15 protein-coding genes and 1 pseudogene are annotated in these 15,616 nt (G+C 54.1%); 7 read left to right on the top strand and 9 right to left on the bottom strand.

Going from position 1 to position 15,616, the window contains the following annotated elements; genetic code table 11:
* Nucleotide 1: 1 nt before the first annotated feature.
* The 3 genes from PYR66_11980 to PYR66_11970 form a co-directional block, all read right to left on the bottom strand.
* The gene (locus PYR66_11980) at nucleotides 2-703 is read right to left on the bottom strand and encodes a GntR family transcriptional regulator (protein ID WEF26081.1); all 702 of its coding nucleotides are present in this window, start codon (nucleotides 701-703) and stop codon (nucleotides 2-4) included.
* 171 nt (nucleotides 704-874) lie between these two features.
* Nucleotides 875-2,368: an aldehyde dehydrogenase gene (locus tag PYR66_11975; protein WEF26080.1), complete on the bottom strand. Its 1,494-nt coding sequence runs from the start codon at nucleotides 2,366-2,368 to the stop codon at nucleotides 875-877.
* A 9-nt stretch (nucleotides 2,369-2,377) separates the two neighbouring features.
* The gene (locus PYR66_11970; GenBank protein ID WEF26079.1) at nucleotides 2,378-3,280 is read right to left on the bottom strand and encodes a dihydrodipicolinate synthase family protein; all 903 of its coding nucleotides are present in this window, start codon (nucleotides 3,278-3,280) and stop codon (nucleotides 2,378-2,380) included.
* A gap of 363 nt (nucleotides 3,281-3,643) precedes the next feature.
* Here PYR66_11970 and yddG point away from each other — a divergent pair.
* Both yddG and PYR66_11960 read left to right on the top strand, forming a co-directional pair.
* Nucleotides 3,644-4,554 (top strand): annotated as a pseudogene (yddG, locus tag PYR66_11965) (aromatic amino acid DMT transporter YddG).
* 38 nt (nucleotides 4,555-4,592) lie between these two features.
* Nucleotides 4,593-5,972, top strand: coding sequence for an MFS transporter (locus PYR66_11960; protein WEF26078.1), 1,380 nt, complete (start codon nucleotides 4,593-4,595; stop codon nucleotides 5,970-5,972).
* Nucleotides 5,973-5,999: 27 nt separating this feature from the next.
* On the opposite strand, the gene PYR66_11955 is transcribed toward PYR66_11960, so the two are convergent.
* Nucleotides 6,000-7,019 carry a helix-turn-helix domain-containing protein gene (locus tag PYR66_11955; protein ID WEF26077.1) on the bottom strand — a complete coding sequence of 340 codons (1,020 nt, stop codon included), beginning with the start codon at nucleotides 7,017-7,019 and terminating at the stop codon, nucleotides 6,000-6,002.
* Between the two features lie 177 nt (nucleotides 7,020-7,196).
* Here PYR66_11955 and PYR66_11950 point away from each other — a divergent pair, with 177 nt between their 5' ends.
* From PYR66_11950 to PYR66_11935, 4 genes are all read left to right on the top strand, one after another.
* A complete protein-coding gene (locus tag PYR66_11950) occupies nucleotides 7,197-7,622 on the top strand; it encodes a hypothetical protein (protein WEF26076.1) in 426 nt (141 codons plus the stop codon).
* 5 nt (nucleotides 7,623-7,627) lie between these two features.
* A complete protein-coding gene (locus tag PYR66_11945) occupies nucleotides 7,628-8,188 on the top strand; it encodes an RNA polymerase sigma factor (GenBank protein ID WEF30432.1) in 561 nt (186 codons plus the stop codon).
* A 181-nt stretch (nucleotides 8,189-8,369) separates the two neighbouring features.
* A complete protein-coding gene (gene hipB / locus PYR66_11940; protein ID WEF30431.1) occupies nucleotides 8,370-8,627 on the top strand; it encodes a type II toxin-antitoxin system antitoxin HipB in 258 nt (85 codons plus the stop codon).
* Nucleotides 8,627-9,940, top strand: coding sequence for a type II toxin-antitoxin system HipA family toxin (locus tag PYR66_11935; protein ID WEF26075.1), 1,314 nt, complete (start codon nucleotides 8,627-8,629; stop codon nucleotides 9,938-9,940). Before hipB ends, PYR66_11935 begins: the two co-directional genes overlap by 1 nt.
* A gap of 89 nt (nucleotides 9,941-10,029) precedes the next feature.
* Here PYR66_11935 and PYR66_11930 read toward each other — a convergent pair whose 3' ends face one another.
* From PYR66_11930 to PYR66_11910, 5 genes are all read right to left on the bottom strand, one after another.
* Entirely contained in the window at nucleotides 10,030-10,659 is a 630-nt protein-coding gene (locus PYR66_11930; protein ID WEF26074.1) for an NrsF family protein, read from the bottom strand.
* Nucleotides 10,646-11,200 (bottom strand): sigma-70 family RNA polymerase sigma factor, encoded by a 555-nt coding sequence (locus PYR66_11925; GenBank protein ID WEF26073.1) that lies wholly within the window; start codon nucleotides 11,198-11,200, stop codon nucleotides 10,646-10,648. The genes PYR66_11930 and PYR66_11925 overlap by 14 nt, the downstream gene beginning before the upstream one ends.
* Before the next feature lie 19 nt (nucleotides 11,201-11,219).
* Nucleotides 11,220-12,452 (bottom strand): thioredoxin family protein, encoded by a 1,233-nt coding sequence (locus tag PYR66_11920; GenBank protein ID WEF26072.1) that lies wholly within the window; start codon nucleotides 12,450-12,452, stop codon nucleotides 11,220-11,222.
* Nucleotides 12,453-12,467: 15 nt separating this feature from the next.
* Nucleotides 12,468-13,040: a peroxiredoxin gene (locus PYR66_11915; GenBank protein ID WEF26071.1), complete on the bottom strand. Its 573-nt coding sequence runs from the start codon at nucleotides 13,038-13,040 to the stop codon at nucleotides 12,468-12,470.
* A 150-nt stretch (nucleotides 13,041-13,190) separates the two neighbouring features.
* The gene (locus PYR66_11910) at nucleotides 13,191-14,528 is read right to left on the bottom strand and encodes a glycoside hydrolase family 10 protein (protein ID WEF26070.1); all 1,338 of its coding nucleotides are present in this window, start codon (nucleotides 14,526-14,528) and stop codon (nucleotides 13,191-13,193) included.
* A 225-nt stretch (nucleotides 14,529-14,753) separates the two neighbouring features.
* On the opposite strand from PYR66_11910, the gene PYR66_11905 reads away from it, so the two are divergent.
* Complete coding sequence (locus PYR66_11905) at nucleotides 14,754-15,068, top strand: DUF2502 domain-containing protein (protein WEF26069.1); 315 nt, start codon at nucleotides 14,754-14,756, stop codon at nucleotides 15,066-15,068.
* Nucleotides 15,069-15,616: the final 548 nt, after the last annotated feature.

The raw sequence follows: 15,616 nt of genomic DNA, 5'->3' as shown, positions 1-15,616 counted from the left end.
GTCACAATCCATTGCCGGGCATCTGTATCCGATCATCTACGGGTAATCCCTGCGGCGCGACAAACAGCTCCATGGTTTCACGCGACAGCTCCCAGTGTTCGAAGACCAGATCAACGACCGCCTGCTCGTTATGTTCCTCAAGAGCGGCAATAAAAGCATCATGATGATCCGCCGCCCGGCTCAGGCGCCGTTCCATATCCTCATTGCTCGGGCGAAAGAAAGTATGGCCAATCCGGCTATGGTCGATAAGCAGCCGCCCTAAGCTGGGTTGCAGGTAGGGGTTTGCAGCCATCTCGCCCATAATTTCATGGAAGCGGTTGTTTTCGAGCACCAGCGCTTGGTTGTCCCGACTCCGCACCGCTTTGCGAAAACGTTTTTGCGTCTCTTTCAGCGCCTTCAGCTGCGCAGGTTTACCGTTTTGCACCGCCAGGCGGCCCACTGCGGCATAAATCATCGGCGCCACGAGAAAGAAATTGCGCAATGAATGATGGTTCATTGGACTGACGCGCACGCCGCGCTTTTCGATGATCTCCAGATACCCTTCGCCAGCCAAACGCTGGAATACTTCTCTCACCGGGGTACGGGATAGCCCGTACTGGTTGCTGAGCCGGGTTTCGTCGAGATCGGCATCCGGGTCGATTTCCATTGTCAGGATGAGACGTTTTAAATCGTCATACAGCGCTGCTTTGCCAGATCGTTTCACAAGACTCCTGTGGTATTCGGTCGAGGTAGTTGAACGTTAATTGTATACAGAAAAAATAATAATAAAGTCTATCTGACCAGCAAAACGTTGGCTTGAAGTTGTTAAAGAGCGAACCCAACGGCTGCCAAAGCAGCCGTTTTAGCGGGCAAACAGCAAAAACAGCAGGCCGCATCAGCCTGAAATATCGATCCAAATCGTTTTCAGTTCGGTGTACTGATCGTGGGCGAAAATGGATTTATCCCGCCCACCGAACCCCGACTCTTTATAGCCGCCGAATGGCGTCGTGGCATCGCCTTCGCCAAAGCAGTTAACGGTAACCGTACCGGCGCGTAGGGCACGCGAGACGCGCACCGCCTTGCGCAAGTTGTCGGTATAGACCGAAGCGGCCAGACCATAGTCGGTATCGTTGGCAAGCACGATAGCCTCCTGCTCGTCGCGGAAACTGGTCACGCACAGCACCGGGCCGAAAATTTCTTCGCGGAACAGGGCGCTTTGCGGGGAAACGCCATCGACGATCGTTGGCTGAACATAGATCTCCTGCGCCGTCCCGCCGCCGTGAAGGACGGTTAACCCTTCCTCACGCGCGATATCCAGGTAGGATTTGACCTTATGGAAATGCGCCTCGCCGATCATCGTTCCCAGGCGATTTTGCGGGTCGAGTGGGTTGCCTTGCGTCCAGTCATCAATGTGCGCGGCAATGGCAGCCAACAGTTGCGGCTTGATCTCCTCTTGCACCAGCAGGCGTGAGGTCGCGGAGCAGTTTTCGCCCATATTCCAGAAAGCGCCGTTGAGGATGTGCTGTGCGGCCTGTTGCAGGTCTTCGACATCGGCAAATACAATCGCCGGGTTTTTACCGCCGCATTCCAGCACCACCTTTTTCAAATTCGAGTCCGCCGCGTAGCGCAGGAAGCGTCGACCGGTGGCGGTAGAACCGGTAAAGCTCACCATATCCACATCCGGGTGCAGGCCGATGGGTTCACCCACCGCTTTACCCGTGCCGGTGACGACGTTTAACACCCCGGCCGGGATGCCCGCCTTAAACGCCAGATCGGCCACTCGCAGCGCGGTTAAGGAGGTTTGTTCCGCCGGTTTGACGATCACCGAGCAGCCTGCGGCCAGCGCCGGGCCGATTTTCCATGCCAGCATCAACAGCGGGAAATTCCATGGCAGCACGCAGCCAACGACGCCAATCGGTTCGCGAACCACTAATGCCATCGTCTGATTGTTGGTCGGCGCACTGTGATCGTACAGCTTATCGATCGCTTCAGCATGCCAGCGTAGGACGTGAACCGTTTCCGGGACGTCGACCGCCAGACACTCGCCAAGCGGTTTGCCGCTATCGAGGCTTTCGAGTAGCGCCAACGACTCGCTCTGCTGCTCGATAAGATCGGCCAGCGCCAGCAGGGTGGTTTTGCGCTCGGCAGGGGCGACGTGTCGCCAGTCTCCGCGTTCAAATGCCGCACGCGCTTTGGCGACGGCGATGTCAACATCGGCTTCGTCACACGCGGCAAGATGGGCTAATACTTCGCCGGTTGCCGGGTTAGTGGTTGCTAACGTATTGCCGGATTGGGCATCGACGAAGCGACCATTAATAAACGCCTGACCCGATATCTCGAGATCGCGCGCCAGCGCGGTATAGTCGTTGAGAGTGCGTACCTTGCTCATCGCTACCCCTTACGCCGCAATTGCCGCAGCGACATTGCGTTTGACATCCGCGATCACCGACTGCAGTTGGGCTTTTTCACTGTCATCCAGATCCTGCAGCGGCGCACGCGCGGAACCGGTCGCCAGCCCGTTGAGATCGCAGCCGTATTTAATCGCCTGGACAAATTTACCGGCATCAAGGAAGTTCATCAGCGGCATCATCGCCGCCATAATTTTGCGTCCTTTAGCAAAATCTTTATCCACTACGCAGGCCTGGTACAAGGCGACGTGCTCAGCAGGGATGAAGTTGGAACCAGCGCAAACCCAGCTGCGAGCGCCCCAGGCGAAGAATTCCAGCGCCAGATCGTCCCAGCCGCAGGAAAGGGCGATGTTAGGGAATTTACAGGCCAGCAGATGCAGGTTGTTCATATCGCCGGAGCTTTCTTTGATCGCCACGATATTTGCCGACTGGCTGACAGCGTTGAAGTAGGTTTCGCCCATCGAAATCCCCATCCGGCCCGGATAGTTGTAAAGCATCGCCGGCAGCCGGGCTGCGTCATCGACGGCCAGCGCGTGCCGGGCATTTTCCTGTTCTGTCGGTAAGGCATACGGCGGCGAGGTTATAAGGATGGCGTCGGCGTTAATCTCACGCGCGTGTTTGGCATACAGTACCGCGTCTTCGGTGCGAATGGCGCCGGTGCCGACAATCAACGGCAGGCGATTCGCGGTCACTTTACGCGCCCGCTCGGCCAGCAACAGTCGTTCTTCAACCGTCTGTGCATAGTATTCGCCGGTCGAACCGCCGATGATAATGCCGTGAACGCCGCCGCTAATTAAGGATTCGAGCACCGCTTCAAAACGATCGATGTCGATCGCGCCATTGGCGGCATAAGGCGTGACTGCCGGGGTATAGATACCTTCAAATTTGAACATATTCACCTCTATCAATGATCTGTTGACCTGTTTTGTTAACAATCTGCCAACATCGATTATGACGGTCAATATGTGCATTTTTTTTGCATACAATAAAAATACAACGTTAATACAAAATAATAGTATAAAAATACATTGTTAAAACTAAATAATCATTAATAACAATGATTTGTGTTATTTTATTTTTTGTTTAAATTTTATAATCGATATCCAATCAAGATCACAATATCGAAGAATAGCGCGTTAAGTCATATTTACAGTCGTCATTCATGAGCATAGCTTTAGGCGTGAATTTAACTTCGTTTTAACAGAAGCGCGGCCGACGCGGCATGCGGGTTCTGCTTAATGAGAGAGGCGGGCGAAATGACCCAAAAGCGAGCAACCCTAATCGGATTGATGGCTATCCTGCTGTGGAGCGCGATCGTCGGTTTAATCAAAAGCGTCAGTGAAGGCTTCGGCCCATTGCTGGCGCGGCGATGATATATAGCTGTAGCGCCGTATTATTGTTATTTACCGTTGGTTTTCCGGATGTAAAAAAATTCCCACGCTGCTATCTGCTACTCGGCAGCCTGCTTTTTGTTTGCTACGAACTGTGCTTGTCATTATCGCTGGGTTTTTCTGGCAGCGGCCAACAGGCGATTGAAGTCGGGATGGTCAATTATCTATGGCCCAGTTTAACTATCGTATTATCGGTCATCGTGAACCGACAAAAAACCCGTCTGGTGATTATTCCGGGGATCCTGATCGCGATAGCGGGAATTTGTCGCATATTGGGTGGCGAACAGGGATTCTCGCTCACGGAAATAACAGCCAACCTGCAATCCAATCCATTAAGTTATGGACTGGCATTGAGCGGTGCAATGATCTGGGCAATTTATTGCGTGGTGACCCAGAAAATCGCCAAAGGCAATAACGGCATTACGCTATTTTTTATTCTGACCGCGCTGGTGTTGTGGAGTAAATATATTTTTACGCCACAACCGGCATTCACATTAATCAGCTGGACATGGATCAGTCTGGCCATGTCGGCAGTTGCCATGGGCTTTGGTTATGCGGCCTGGAATACGGGTATTCTGCACGGCAACGTCACCATCCTGGCGACTGCATCCTACTTCATTCCGGTTATTTCGGCGTTGATAGCCGCACTGATGCTCCATTCCACGCTGACCATGGTGTTCTGGCAGGGGGCGGCGATGGTCAGCCTGGGCTCGCTCTTATGCTGGTGGTCCACCCGCGCAAAAACCGTCGTCAAAATCAGTGAACAAACGCAATAGAAGCCTATACCGCTATGCAACACAGACAGGAGTATATAATGTCTAACACTATCTCGGTTGAAGATGTTCCGCTGAGCCGTTTTCACCGACTGCTCACCGTTCGCTCTGGCGGCGGTTCTTATGTTGATGGTTATGTATTAAGTATTATTGGCGTGGCGATGGCAAAAATGTCACCGGCATTAGGACTGAATTCTTTTTGGGAAGGATTAATTGCCGCTTCGGCGCTAATCGGTATTTTCTTTGGCGGTTTTGTTGGCGGTAAATTAACTGACCGGCTGGGCAGGAAGAAAATTTATTTTGTCGGGCCAACGTTATTTATTCTTACTTCGCTGGCGCAATATTGGGTACAGAGCGGGGAGACGTTATTTATGTTGCGTTTTCTCAGCGGCGTGGCGGTAGGAATTGAATATCCGGTGGCGACCGCGTTTCTGGTGGAGTTTCTCCCGAAAAAATATCGCGGTCCTTGCCTCGCCACGCTAACCATTTTGTGGTTCGCGGGGGCGGCGACAGCCTATATCGTTGGTGAAATGATTATTCATTTTGCTGGCCCCAACGCCTGGCGTCTGGCGCTCGCCAGTACGGCGCTCATTGGCGCGGCGTTGTTTGTTGTCCGCCTTGGCACGCCGGAGTCTCCGCGTTGGTTAATCAGTAAAGGGCGCAGCCAGGAAGCGGAAAGCATCATCAAACAGGTCTATGGCGCTAATTTTGGTTTACAAAATCTGCCGGAGCATAAAGAGAGCGGCAAGCTGTCTTTTAAAGATCTGGTGTTCTCCGGTTACGGTAAACGGATGGCGTTTGTCACTATCTTCTGGACCTGTTCCGTGATCCCGGTGTTTGCCGTCTATGCCTTTGCTCCTAAGGTGCTGGATGCCCTACATCTTAACGGCGACTGGGCGGCGTATGGTTCGGTTGCCATTACGCTGCTGTTTGTTGTCGGCTGTATCATTGCCACCTGTCTGGTGAACAGTATGGGGCGCCGCCGCCTGCTGTTACAAAGTTTCCTCTATTCCGGATTGGCGCTGCTGCTGCTTGGTTTTCTGCGAGATGGGCCCTCGGCGATTATCCTGCTATTGTTTGGCGCCTATGCGCTGTTTATCGGCGGCGCTCAGGTGCTGCAGCTGGTCTATCCGAATGAAATTTTCCCCACCCGAATCCGCGCCGAAGCGGTTGGCGTCGGCACGTCAATGTCGCGGATCGGCGCTGCAGCAGGGACTTATCTGGTGCCGGTTTCACTGCAATCGCTGGGGATTGGCCCGACGATGTATATCGCCGCCGGAATCACCTTTTTCGGCCTGTTGGTCTCGTGGTTCCTCGCGCCGGAAACCAGTGCTAAAAATCTCGAAGACGCCGCCGCGCTCGATGATAACGGTCCGCCGTCTAAACAGGCGAACGGCCATTTCAAACAACACTCATTGTAGAATAAGGGCCGCGTTGCGGCCCTTATTCTATGGGTTATCCATCAGCTGATCGACTTTACGCCGACGTTTACGGTAGGCGCTCGGCGTTTCGCCATACTGCTTGCGAAACCAGGCAATCAGGTGTGATGCATCGGAAAAACCGCAAGCGGTGGCGATGGCATTAATGCTGTGGCTGCTATCGGCCATCAGTTTTCGGGCATGAGCCAGGCGCATCTTCCGCCAGTAGGCGGCCGTGGTTTCCCCGGTGCTGCGTAGAAAAATGGCATTCAGTTGGCGTACCGGAACGCCGGTGAAGTCGGCGATGTCGTTGACTGGCAGCGGCGAATCGAGATGATGCTTCATAAAGTCGATCACTTTCTGCACCAGATCGTTGGCGTAGATCTCTTCAGCATCAGCCGTTTTACGGGCTTTTTTCGTCGTTTTACGGCCATCAGGTTCATCGATCAGCAAATACTTTAATACCTTACGCATGCGCAGCGTACCGCAATGCTGGCGAATCAGATCGGCGGCGAGGTCAATGCCGGTGCCGCCTGGACAGGAAATAATGCCGCCGTCGCGAATATAGGTTTTATCAATAACCGGGATCGCTTTAGGAAATCGCCTTTTGAACTCATCACGGGTGGTGAAGTGAATCGCACAGCGATGGCCGTCCAACAGACCGGCATTACCCGCGATAAACGCGCCGCTACAGAGGGTAATGATCGGAATGTTACGCGCATGCAGATCGCGCACCGCCTCCAGCAACCAGATCGGCGGGTTGCGGGTCTCCTCCAGCAAGCCGCCAGCGAGCACGAAATAATCCCAGCGTTTGCTGAAATCCAGCGGCGCGGTCGGCGTGACCGGCAAGCCGCAACTGGCCGTCACCGGGCGGTCGTCGCAGGTCATCCACTGCCACTGGCAAAAAATTTGTCGGCTGGCAAAGGACTCATCGGCGGCGAAACGCAGAGACTCCACCAGGCCCGCCACGGCGGCAAGGGTGAAGTGGTTCATTAGCAGAAAGCCGATCGTCAGGTCAGGTCTGGCGTCGGTTAACGGCGCATCGTGCATCGGCAGGTATCCGGTTAATCACTGTCAGGAAAATCTAACATAATTGCGGCGCTGGCTATACTCAATCAAACGGGATTTGCCGGTGTTTATCTACGTAACTTTTTTCACTTTTCCTGGCAATATTTGTATCGCTGATTCGTCTACCTCAATACAGACAACTTAATGAGGTATCAGACGATGAGAGATTTTGATTTGCACGGACGTCATCAACATGGATGGGGTCGCCATCGCATGGCGCGGCCGTTGATTATCGGCATAGTGATTATCGCCGTACTTGGACTGGTGGTCATGTCGCTGTGGAATGCTTTGCTACCGGCGTTGATTGGCGTGAAAAGTATCGGCTTCTGGCAGGCGTTGGGGCTGTTGGCGCTGTGTCGTATTTTGTTTGGCGGTCTGGGTGGTTTTCATCGCGGCATGTTTGGCATGGTGCAAGCGCGTCGGCGGATGCACGAACGTTGGATGACGATGACCCCGGAGCAGCGCGAGGAGTTTGCCCAACGTTTTGGTCGCCATGGTCGCCATGGTCACTGCGGTTGGCATGAGCGTCGCGCTGAACAGCCGAGCGCGGATACCCAGACGACGAAAACGCCGGGTGCCGAGTGAGTGAGGTGAAAAACGCGATGGTGGGGGAATCACGGCTGTTGTCCGCGCTTGCCGCCTGTCGCTCGCGCTTAAGTGCCTTTATTCGTGGCCGTACGGCAATTCGCGACGATGCGGATGATATTTTACAAGAGGTGTCGCTGCAGTTAATGAAGGTTGAACAGCCGGTGGAGAATGTCGCCGCATGGCTGTTCCGCGCAGCGCGCAACGAAATGACCGATCGTTCGCGGAAGAAACGCGAGTTGCCGTTCTCTTCAGGCTTCGCTGATGAAGACGATGTGACGTTTGCCGAGGATGAACTCGCTGAAACTTTGTTTGGCGTCGCGCAAACGCCGGAAGAAGACTATCTGAAAGAACTGTTGTGGGAGGCATTAACCGAGGCTCTGGCGGAGCTTCCCGCGTTGCAGCGAGAGGCTTTTGAAAAAACGGAGCTGCAGGGTTACAGCTACAAGGCGCTGGCGGCCGAGAGCGGAGCCAGCGAGCAGGCCTGGCTTTCACGCAAACACAAAGCCGTCCTTTATCTACGTAGCCGGTTGCAGACGCTTTATGATGAATTGACTGCCCCTTAATAACGGCCCGGCCTCATTAGCGAGCGGGCCGTTATTTTTCTTAATTATCCCCACCAAGGGATAATTCTTTCAATATCCCTTAGTGGGGATAAAAAATTGCGAATTGACATTATCCCTTCATAGGGATAACAATCACTATATCCCCACAAGAGGATATGGAACAATCGTGAATCCACAGCCGATGATTTATAGCCCCGTGCAATTGGCGAACCATCTCAAACTGGTTCGCCAGAAAAACCAGTGGACCCAAAGTGATTTAGCTCGTCGCATTGGGATAAAGCAGGCGACTATCTCTAATTTTGAAAATCATCCCGAGAAGACAACGCTCGCCACCGTATTTAAGATTTTACAATCGCTTGAGTTGGTCATGTCTTTGAGTGCCAAAGGTGAGTCAACCGCACCGGCTGCCGGGAACCCACAACAGGATCTGGAGTGGTAATGGCTGCACTCAGTACATGGATGAACGATGAGCTGGTCGGTACCCTGACCAAGCAGGCAAATGGCGCACATACCTTTCGCTATGCCGAAGCCTGGCTGCTCAACCCGCGGGCGAGGCCGCTCTCTTTATCACTACCGCTGCAGTTCGGTAATATCACCTCCGATGCGGTGTTCAATTATTTCGATAACCTACTACCGGATAGCGTGAAAGTCCGCGAGCGCATCGTAAAACGCTACCAGGCGCGTTCAAAACAACCCTTTGACCTGTTGGCGGAAGTAGGGCGAGATAGTGTTGGTGCTGTCACCCTGCTGCCTGAGAGCGAGCAGCCGATACTCGGCCATTTAGCCTGGGATTCTCTGGATGAAAAACGGCTACAAACGTTGCTCACCGCCTATCAGTCCGATATTCCGTTAGGCATGATTGCGGGCCATGATGACTTCAGGATTTCAGTCGCTGGCGCCCAGGAGAAGACCGCACTATTAAAAATCGACGGGATTTGGTCGATACCCAAAGGTACAACGCCCACAACGCATATCATCAAATTGCCAATCGGCGAGATAAAACAACCGAACGCGACGTTGGATCTCCGCGAAAGCGTGGATAATGAGTTTTTATGTCTGACCCTGGCGAGGGTGTTGGGTTTCAAGGTGCCAGACGCTGAAATAATACGTACGCCAGATATTCGGGCGCTTGCGGTTGCGCGTTTCGATCGCCGCTGGGCGCGCGATAATACGGTGCTACTGCGGCTGCCGCAGGAAGATCTCTGCCAGACCTTCGGGTTGCCATCGTCGATGAAATATGAGTCTGACGGCGGTCCGGGGATCCATGAAGTCATGAATTTTCTGCTTGGCTCCAGCGAAGCACTAACAGACCGCTATGATTTTATGAAATTCAATGTGTTCCAGTGGCTAATTGGCGCCACAGACGGTCATGCAAAAAACTTTTCCATATTCCTGCAGCCGGGTGGCAGTTATCGCTTAACGCCGTTTTACGACATCCTCTCTGCTTTCCCGGTATTAGGCGGCACGGGTCTGCATTTACGAGATCTGAAATTATCGATGAGCCTGAAAGCAAGCAAGGGACGGAAGGTGGACATCAATACGCTTTATCCACGGCATTTCCTCGCGACAGCCAAAGAGGTGAACTTCCCACAAGATCAGATGCAGGAGATTCTGCGTTTCTTTGCCGAAAATATTCCATCCGCTCTTGAGACTGCACTGGCTCGTTTGCCACATGATTTCTCTCCTGCCGTTTATCGTTCGGTGACGACTCATACGTTGAAACTGCATGCACGGCTGATGGCTTCGCTATAACAACGTTGCCAGCCATTCGGCGAAAATTCTCACTTTGCGCGGTAAGTGACGATGCGGATAACCCCGCGACAGGCGCGGGGATAACATGTTTATGCAAGCGTTACCCAGCGTTTACCGACCGCCATTGTCAGGCCGACGATCGTCACAATGGCCGCCAGGTGCATCACGAAATCGAGCGCATGCAGATGTACCGGATGGCAAAAGGCGAGCAAACTTACCGCCATGCACGAGACGCCGAGCCCGGCCATCGCCAGACTGCGTAGCGGATGCAGCGCCCGGGTGCGGCGCAGTGTTGCGATGATAAGCGCCATCATCGGCAGGCTCACGACCAGCAGGAAGGTGAAACAGCGCACGCTGTCGTTATCGGCAACCGGCGGAGCGGTACCGGGAATGCTGCTCAGGCTGAGTCCCAGCCACAACAGCCCCATCGGCAGCAGCGCCTTCCAGCTAATACTGCGTCTCCCGGCTATCGACATTGCCAGCGCGCTACGTAACGCCAGCACGCCTAATATAAACGCCGTCAGCAGTTGCCCTACGGCCTGCAACGCGCCCGGCTGGGACCAGTCGGTCAACCCGCGCGGCACGAGAAAACTGGTGATGAAGGCACACGGCAGAGCAACGGCCAACCACGCCAGCACGCGCCAGCCCGTCGGCCACGGGCGTTTTACCGGCCGAACCTGCTGGCCAAGTTTTTCGATTAACAGATCATGATCGGTCATGATGGGCTCCAATGCGCCGCAGGTTTTGCAGCGCCCGATGCAGCAGCGACTTCACCGCTGAAATGCTGAGATTGTTATATACCGCCGCTTCCGCGAGGCTCATCTCACGCAGATGAACGTGTTCGACGATATGGCGCTGGCGCTCAGGGAGTTGACGCAGCCACTGCGCCAGTTCTTCCTCAGAATCGCCCGTCGCGGCGTGAGTTGCGACAGCTTCTGGGACCTCGTCGTCGGCCACCTCCCAGTGCTGGCGACGACCACGACGGCGCAAGGCATCAACGCAGCGAGCGGAAATGATCGCCAGCAACCACGGCAAAAAGGGCCAGTTGGGATCGTAGGTATGGCGTACCCGATGTATCGTCAACAGTATGTCCTGGATAACGTCATCAACCAACGCCTCATCGGCCAACTGTTTACGCACCTGCGAGCGGATCACCGGTAGCAACGCTTTGAGCAAACGGGTATAGGCGAGCCTGTCGCCCGCCTGCGCGCGTTCCATTAACGTTGGCCAGTTTTCCCGTGCGTTATCGTTGGTTTGCATTAGCCGCCTTGTTATTCATTCATGCCTTTTTCCCGGCGGCCTGGTTCAGGGCTTTCACCACGATACCCGGGGTTAATACCTGAGGCAGGACCTTCGGCGGTCCGCCGTCTGCCGGATAGACGACATACAGCGGCAATCCGCCCTGACCGAACTGGTTTAGCGCGTCATCGACATCCGGGTTAAATTTGGTTGAATCGGCCACCATATACAACGTACCGGTATTGGCCAGCGCGGTTTTTACCGCCTGAGTCGAGAGAGAGGTCTTCTCGTTGACCTGGCAGGTAATACACCAGGAGGCGGTGAAGTTAACAAAGATAGCTTTACCGTGCCCACGCTGGGCCGCCACATTTTGCGGCGTCCATTTTTGTGGACCAGTCCGCGCAGCGGCTTGCAACGCGGCCGGGGCATCGACAGGTTTTATCAGACCCGGCAGCGGCGCGATGGCCACGATCAGCAGCGCGACGGTGGCACTCAATAACCACCGATGGCCTTTACCCTGATAGCGACGTTGCTGCGCGATCCCGTACAACCAGGCGCAAAAGCCCAACACCACCGACGCCGCCAACAGCGCCGCCAGCGCAGTGCTGCCGGACTGCTGCGCCAGCACCCACACTAACCAGGCATAGGCGCCGAACATCGGAAACGCCAGCACCCGTTTCAGAATATCCATCCATGCGCCGGGGCGAGGAAGGACGCGCGCCAGTGCCGGGAACAGCGAAATTAAGGTAAAGGGTGCGGCAAAACCGAGGGCGAGGGCGAAGAAAATTGCCAGCGCCGAGGCGGGCGGCTGCACCAGCGCATAACCAATGGCGCTGGCCATAAACGGCGCCGCACAAGGGGTTGCCACCACGATGGCCAGCACGCCGGTCAATGCGGAACGAACAAATGCCCCGCGTCCCAGCTCGATCTCACCAACGCGCTGTGCCGCCAGTCCGACTTCAAAGACACCGAGTAGATTGAGCGCCGCGCCGAGGATAACCAGCGCCAGCAGGGCGATCACCAGCGGCGACTGCAGCTGGAACCCCCAGCCGACGGCGGTTCCCCCGGCACGTAACGCCAACAGGACTCCGGCCAGTGCCATCATCGCCACCATCACGCCCAGCAGAAACGCTACCCCTTCGCGGCGGGCATGAGCGGCATTTTCGGAATGACGCAGCAATCCTAATGCTTTCAGCGAAACCACCGGGAAAACGCAGGGCATAAAGTTAAGAATAATGCCGCCGATAAAGGCGGCCAGCATAGCGGTCAACATCGCTGGCCTCGTTTTTTAGTGGGTTTGCGGATGCGCGGCGTCGTACTGTTTCACGGCGGCGAGCGTTTTCGTAATATGCGTTTCCGGGTTTCTATCAGTGTAACTCAGCAGAATGTCGCCATTCGGCGCAATGACATAAGACGTGCGATCGGACAGCGTTTTGCCTTTCATTTGCATCAACGTGTCATACTGCGCGGCGACTTTGGCCCCTGGGTCGGCGGCGACGGCAAACTTATCGCGGCACTCCAGCTTAGAGAAATCGCTGACCTGATCGGTATTCCCGGCGGTGACGCCAATCACCGTCGCCCCCATCTTGCTGAAGTCATCGGTGGCTTCGGCAAAATCATGCGCTTCGATAGTGCAGCCGGCGCTGAAGGCGGCCGGGAAGAAATAGAGCACGACGGGACCTTTCTGTAGGGCTTTTTGCAACGAGAAATCGATGGGTTTACCGGCCAGCGCGCCTTTTAATTCAAAATCCGGCGCTTTTGCGCCCACCGCCAGCGCGGCGTTGGCGGTAAAGGAAACGGCGCTGACGCCAAGGGCGGCGGCGAAGGTGAGGGCGGTGATTAAGGTTTTGCCAGGTTTCATTCTCTGCTCCTGCGATGTAAGAGTCATTGATTCGATACTCTCTTCAATTCGCTGGCGCGGGCAGAAAAGTTGCGCTGAGGTGAAAAAAAATTTAAATCGAAGTAGCAAAACTCCCCGTTCAGCGGAAACGGGGAGCCTGGCCGCAGGGGATCAACTTCCCCAGCGGCTCTTCAGATAACGCACCGCCTGCTGGGTTTGCGGTTGGTTAAGGTTGTTCTCGCGAAACAGAATCGTGCCCTGAATTCCTGGCGTGGTTTCATTGAGGTCGATCTGTTTTTTCAACTCCGGCACGCCGCCGTCAACCATCCAGTCCGGTTCGTTTTTTGACGGTTCGCCGACCTTATACAGCGCCACGCCGATATACAGCCGTGTATTGGTCGGTTTCACCACCTCGGCCCACCATTTAGCCAGCACATCATAGCGGGCGGCATCGCGGGCGAACGGCCAGTACAACTGCGGCGCGATATAGTCCAGCAGCCCTTGTTGTACCCAACTGCGGGTATCGGCATAAGACTCATCATAGGCTGCCGCGCCGCGGGTGTCGGAACCTTGCGGATCGTGCGAACGGTTACGCCAGACCCCCGCCGGACTCACGCCGAATTCAACCTGCGGGTTAAGCTTTTTGATGGTGTGCGAAACCTGCACGATGAGTTGCTGGGTATTGTGGCGCCGCCAGTCGGCTTTCGAGGCATAGCCCTGGCCATATTGCTGGTAGGTCTGATTATCGTTAAGCGCCGAACCCGGCGTTTCGGTATAGAAGTAGTCATCAAACTGTACGCCATCGATCGCGTAATTCTGCACCACCTCCGCCACGATGCTGGTTATCCAGTCACGCACTTCCGGGATCCCCGGATCGAGGACAAAACGATCGCTGGCGGTGCGTATCCAGCTCCGGTGCAGCACAAACACGCTGGCGGGCACCTGGGTCAGGGTGTTGTTAAGTTCAGCGATTGTGGCCGGTTTAGTATTGACTGAGACGCGATAAGGGTTGAACCAGGCGTGAACTTTCATCCCACGCTTATGCGCTTCCTCGATCACGAACTGCAGCGGGTCGTAGCCGGGATTTTCGCCGATTTTGCCGGTCAGCATATCCGACCAAGGCAGAATATGGGACTCCCAAAGCGCGGTGCCGTCAGGTTTCACCTGGAAGAAAACGGTATTGATACCGAGGCGTTGTAGATTATCGAGCTTGGCGATCAACGCCAGCTTTTGCTGACTGATGCGGCTTTCAGGACTACTGGCGATAATCGAACCCACCGGCGGCCAGTCAAGCCGGGAAACGGTGGTTAACCAGACGCCGCGCACCGGTTGCTGGCGCTTCGCCGATTTTTGCGCGACAGGCGATTGACTGGTGCTCACCAGCGATTTCGGCGGTTTGTTGGAACAGGTCACGAGCAAGAGCACGGCAGCAGCGATAGCGCCGAGTCGGGTCACCGTGGTGACAGAGGGGAGGCGACGAGAAGCGATGATAAATACTCCCGTAGGCATGTAGACGCTTGAAAAGCCACATTGTCTTATGATTCGCCTGTCAGGGCAAGGCGCGCTCATCTCCCGCGATCAATAAACCACATGTGTCTGGCTGTCGTTTCCATAACACGCCAGACGAATAATTTCCTTTATCGGCCGTAAGCTGAAAAAACGGAATTTACCTGGATAACCGGGGGGGCGGTTATGTTACAACATATTACTAAACGCACAGCTAAGGAGAATCCGATGCGAAAAATATTATTGTTAGCCGCCGTTTTGCTGGCATCCGCACCGTTCGTGACTCAGGCCGAAGAGATTACGCTATTACCGGCTATTAAACTGCAAATCGGCGATCGCGATTCCTATGGTCACTACTGGGATGGCGGCACCTGGCGTGATAGAGACTACTGGCATCGCCATTACGAATACCGTGATAAGCACTGGCGCAAACTTGAGAAAAAACAGCGTAAAGCCTATGAAAAAGGCTATCACGATGCACGTAAAGACTATAAAAAGCGCGAGAAAGAGTACGACAAGCACCACAAGAAACATCACCATTAAAATAACATCGGGGCCAGCAAGGCCCCGTTTTCGTCTCTACTCCACTATGCGTCTAAGAATCATCCGATTATTCATTGTTTTTACAAAGTCGTCATAAGTTGGTCATAGAAGCCACCAGCGATTATGTCAAATCACGTGCCTTTCCGATGCTATATCAGCATTGCCTCATAATATCGAAAATAACCTACCAAGATTGGTGGGGACATTTGCCGCAAAATATTTTTTAGGACTTTTCCATCTTCTCAGACAGTGAAAACTCCGATTTACATGTCAATTAAATATACCTTTCAAATCATCCAGTTAAATTACTCTTTCTTTTAGAGTGGTTATGGGATTACACTTTTTCGGCGCATGAGCATTTCGCTGGATAAAAACGGCATGTGAGATTATTCCTAAAAATTTAAATACGATAACCACTCATAACTATTGGCTGAAAATGCGAGTTGAATTGACTCGATCGATCTGTAAAATTGTGTGGTGATAGTTAATGAAATGTAATAAAGGGATCCACTCCGGTGATGATTCGTGCGGTAGCTATGCATTTACCG

The organism is Klebsiella aerogenes, assembly GCA_029027985.1.
Classification (GTDB): domain Bacteria; phylum Pseudomonadota; class Gammaproteobacteria; order Enterobacterales; family Enterobacteriaceae; genus Klebsiella; species Klebsiella aerogenes_A.
Note: the sequence above shows the minus strand (reverse complement) of the source record. Positions and strands in the feature narration are given on the sequence as shown.

Excerpts from the sequence above, each read along its gene's own strand:
- PYR66_11975 (WEF26080.1), bottom strand. The coding sequence starts at position 2,368 with ATGAGCAAGGTACGCACTCTCAACGACTATACCGCGCTGGCGCGCGAT.
- PYR66_11970 (WEF26079.1), bottom strand. The coding sequence starts at position 3,280 with ATGTTCAAATTTGAAGGTATCTATACCCCGGCAGTCACGCCTTATGCC.
- PYR66_11960 (WEF26078.1), top strand. The coding sequence starts at position 4,593 with ATGTCTAACACTATCTCGGTTGAAGATGTTCCGCTGAGCCGTTTTCAC.
- PYR66_11955 (WEF26077.1), bottom strand. The coding sequence starts at position 7,019 with ATGCACGATGCGCCGTTAACCGACGCCAGACCTGACCTGACGATCGGC.
- PYR66_11950 (WEF26076.1), top strand. The coding sequence starts at position 7,197 with ATGAGAGATTTTGATTTGCACGGACGTCATCAACATGGATGGGGTCGC.
- hipB (WEF30431.1), top strand. The coding sequence starts at position 8,370 with ATGATTTATAGCCCCGTGCAATTGGCGAACCATCTCAAACTGGTTCGC.
- PYR66_11935 (WEF26075.1), top strand. The coding sequence starts at position 8,627 with ATGGCTGCACTCAGTACATGGATGAACGATGAGCTGGTCGGTACCCTG.
- PYR66_11930 (WEF26074.1), bottom strand. The coding sequence starts at position 10,659 with ATGACCGATCATGATCTGTTAATCGAAAAACTTGGCCAGCAGGTTCGG.
- PYR66_11925 (WEF26073.1), bottom strand. The coding sequence starts at position 11,200 with ATGCAAACCAACGATAACGCACGGGAAAACTGGCCAACGTTAATGGAA.
- PYR66_11920 (WEF26072.1), bottom strand. The coding sequence starts at position 12,452 with ATGTTGACCGCTATGCTGGCCGCCTTTATCGGCGGCATTATTCTTAAC.
- PYR66_11915 (WEF26071.1), bottom strand. The coding sequence starts at position 13,040 with ATGAAACCTGGCAAAACCTTAATCACCGCCCTCACCTTCGCCGCCGCC.
- PYR66_11910 (WEF26070.1), bottom strand. The coding sequence starts at position 14,528 with ATGCCTACGGGAGTATTTATCATCGCTTCTCGTCGCCTCCCCTCTGTC.
- PYR66_11905 (WEF26069.1), top strand. The coding sequence starts at position 14,754 with ATGCGAAAAATATTATTGTTAGCCGCCGTTTTGCTGGCATCCGCACCG.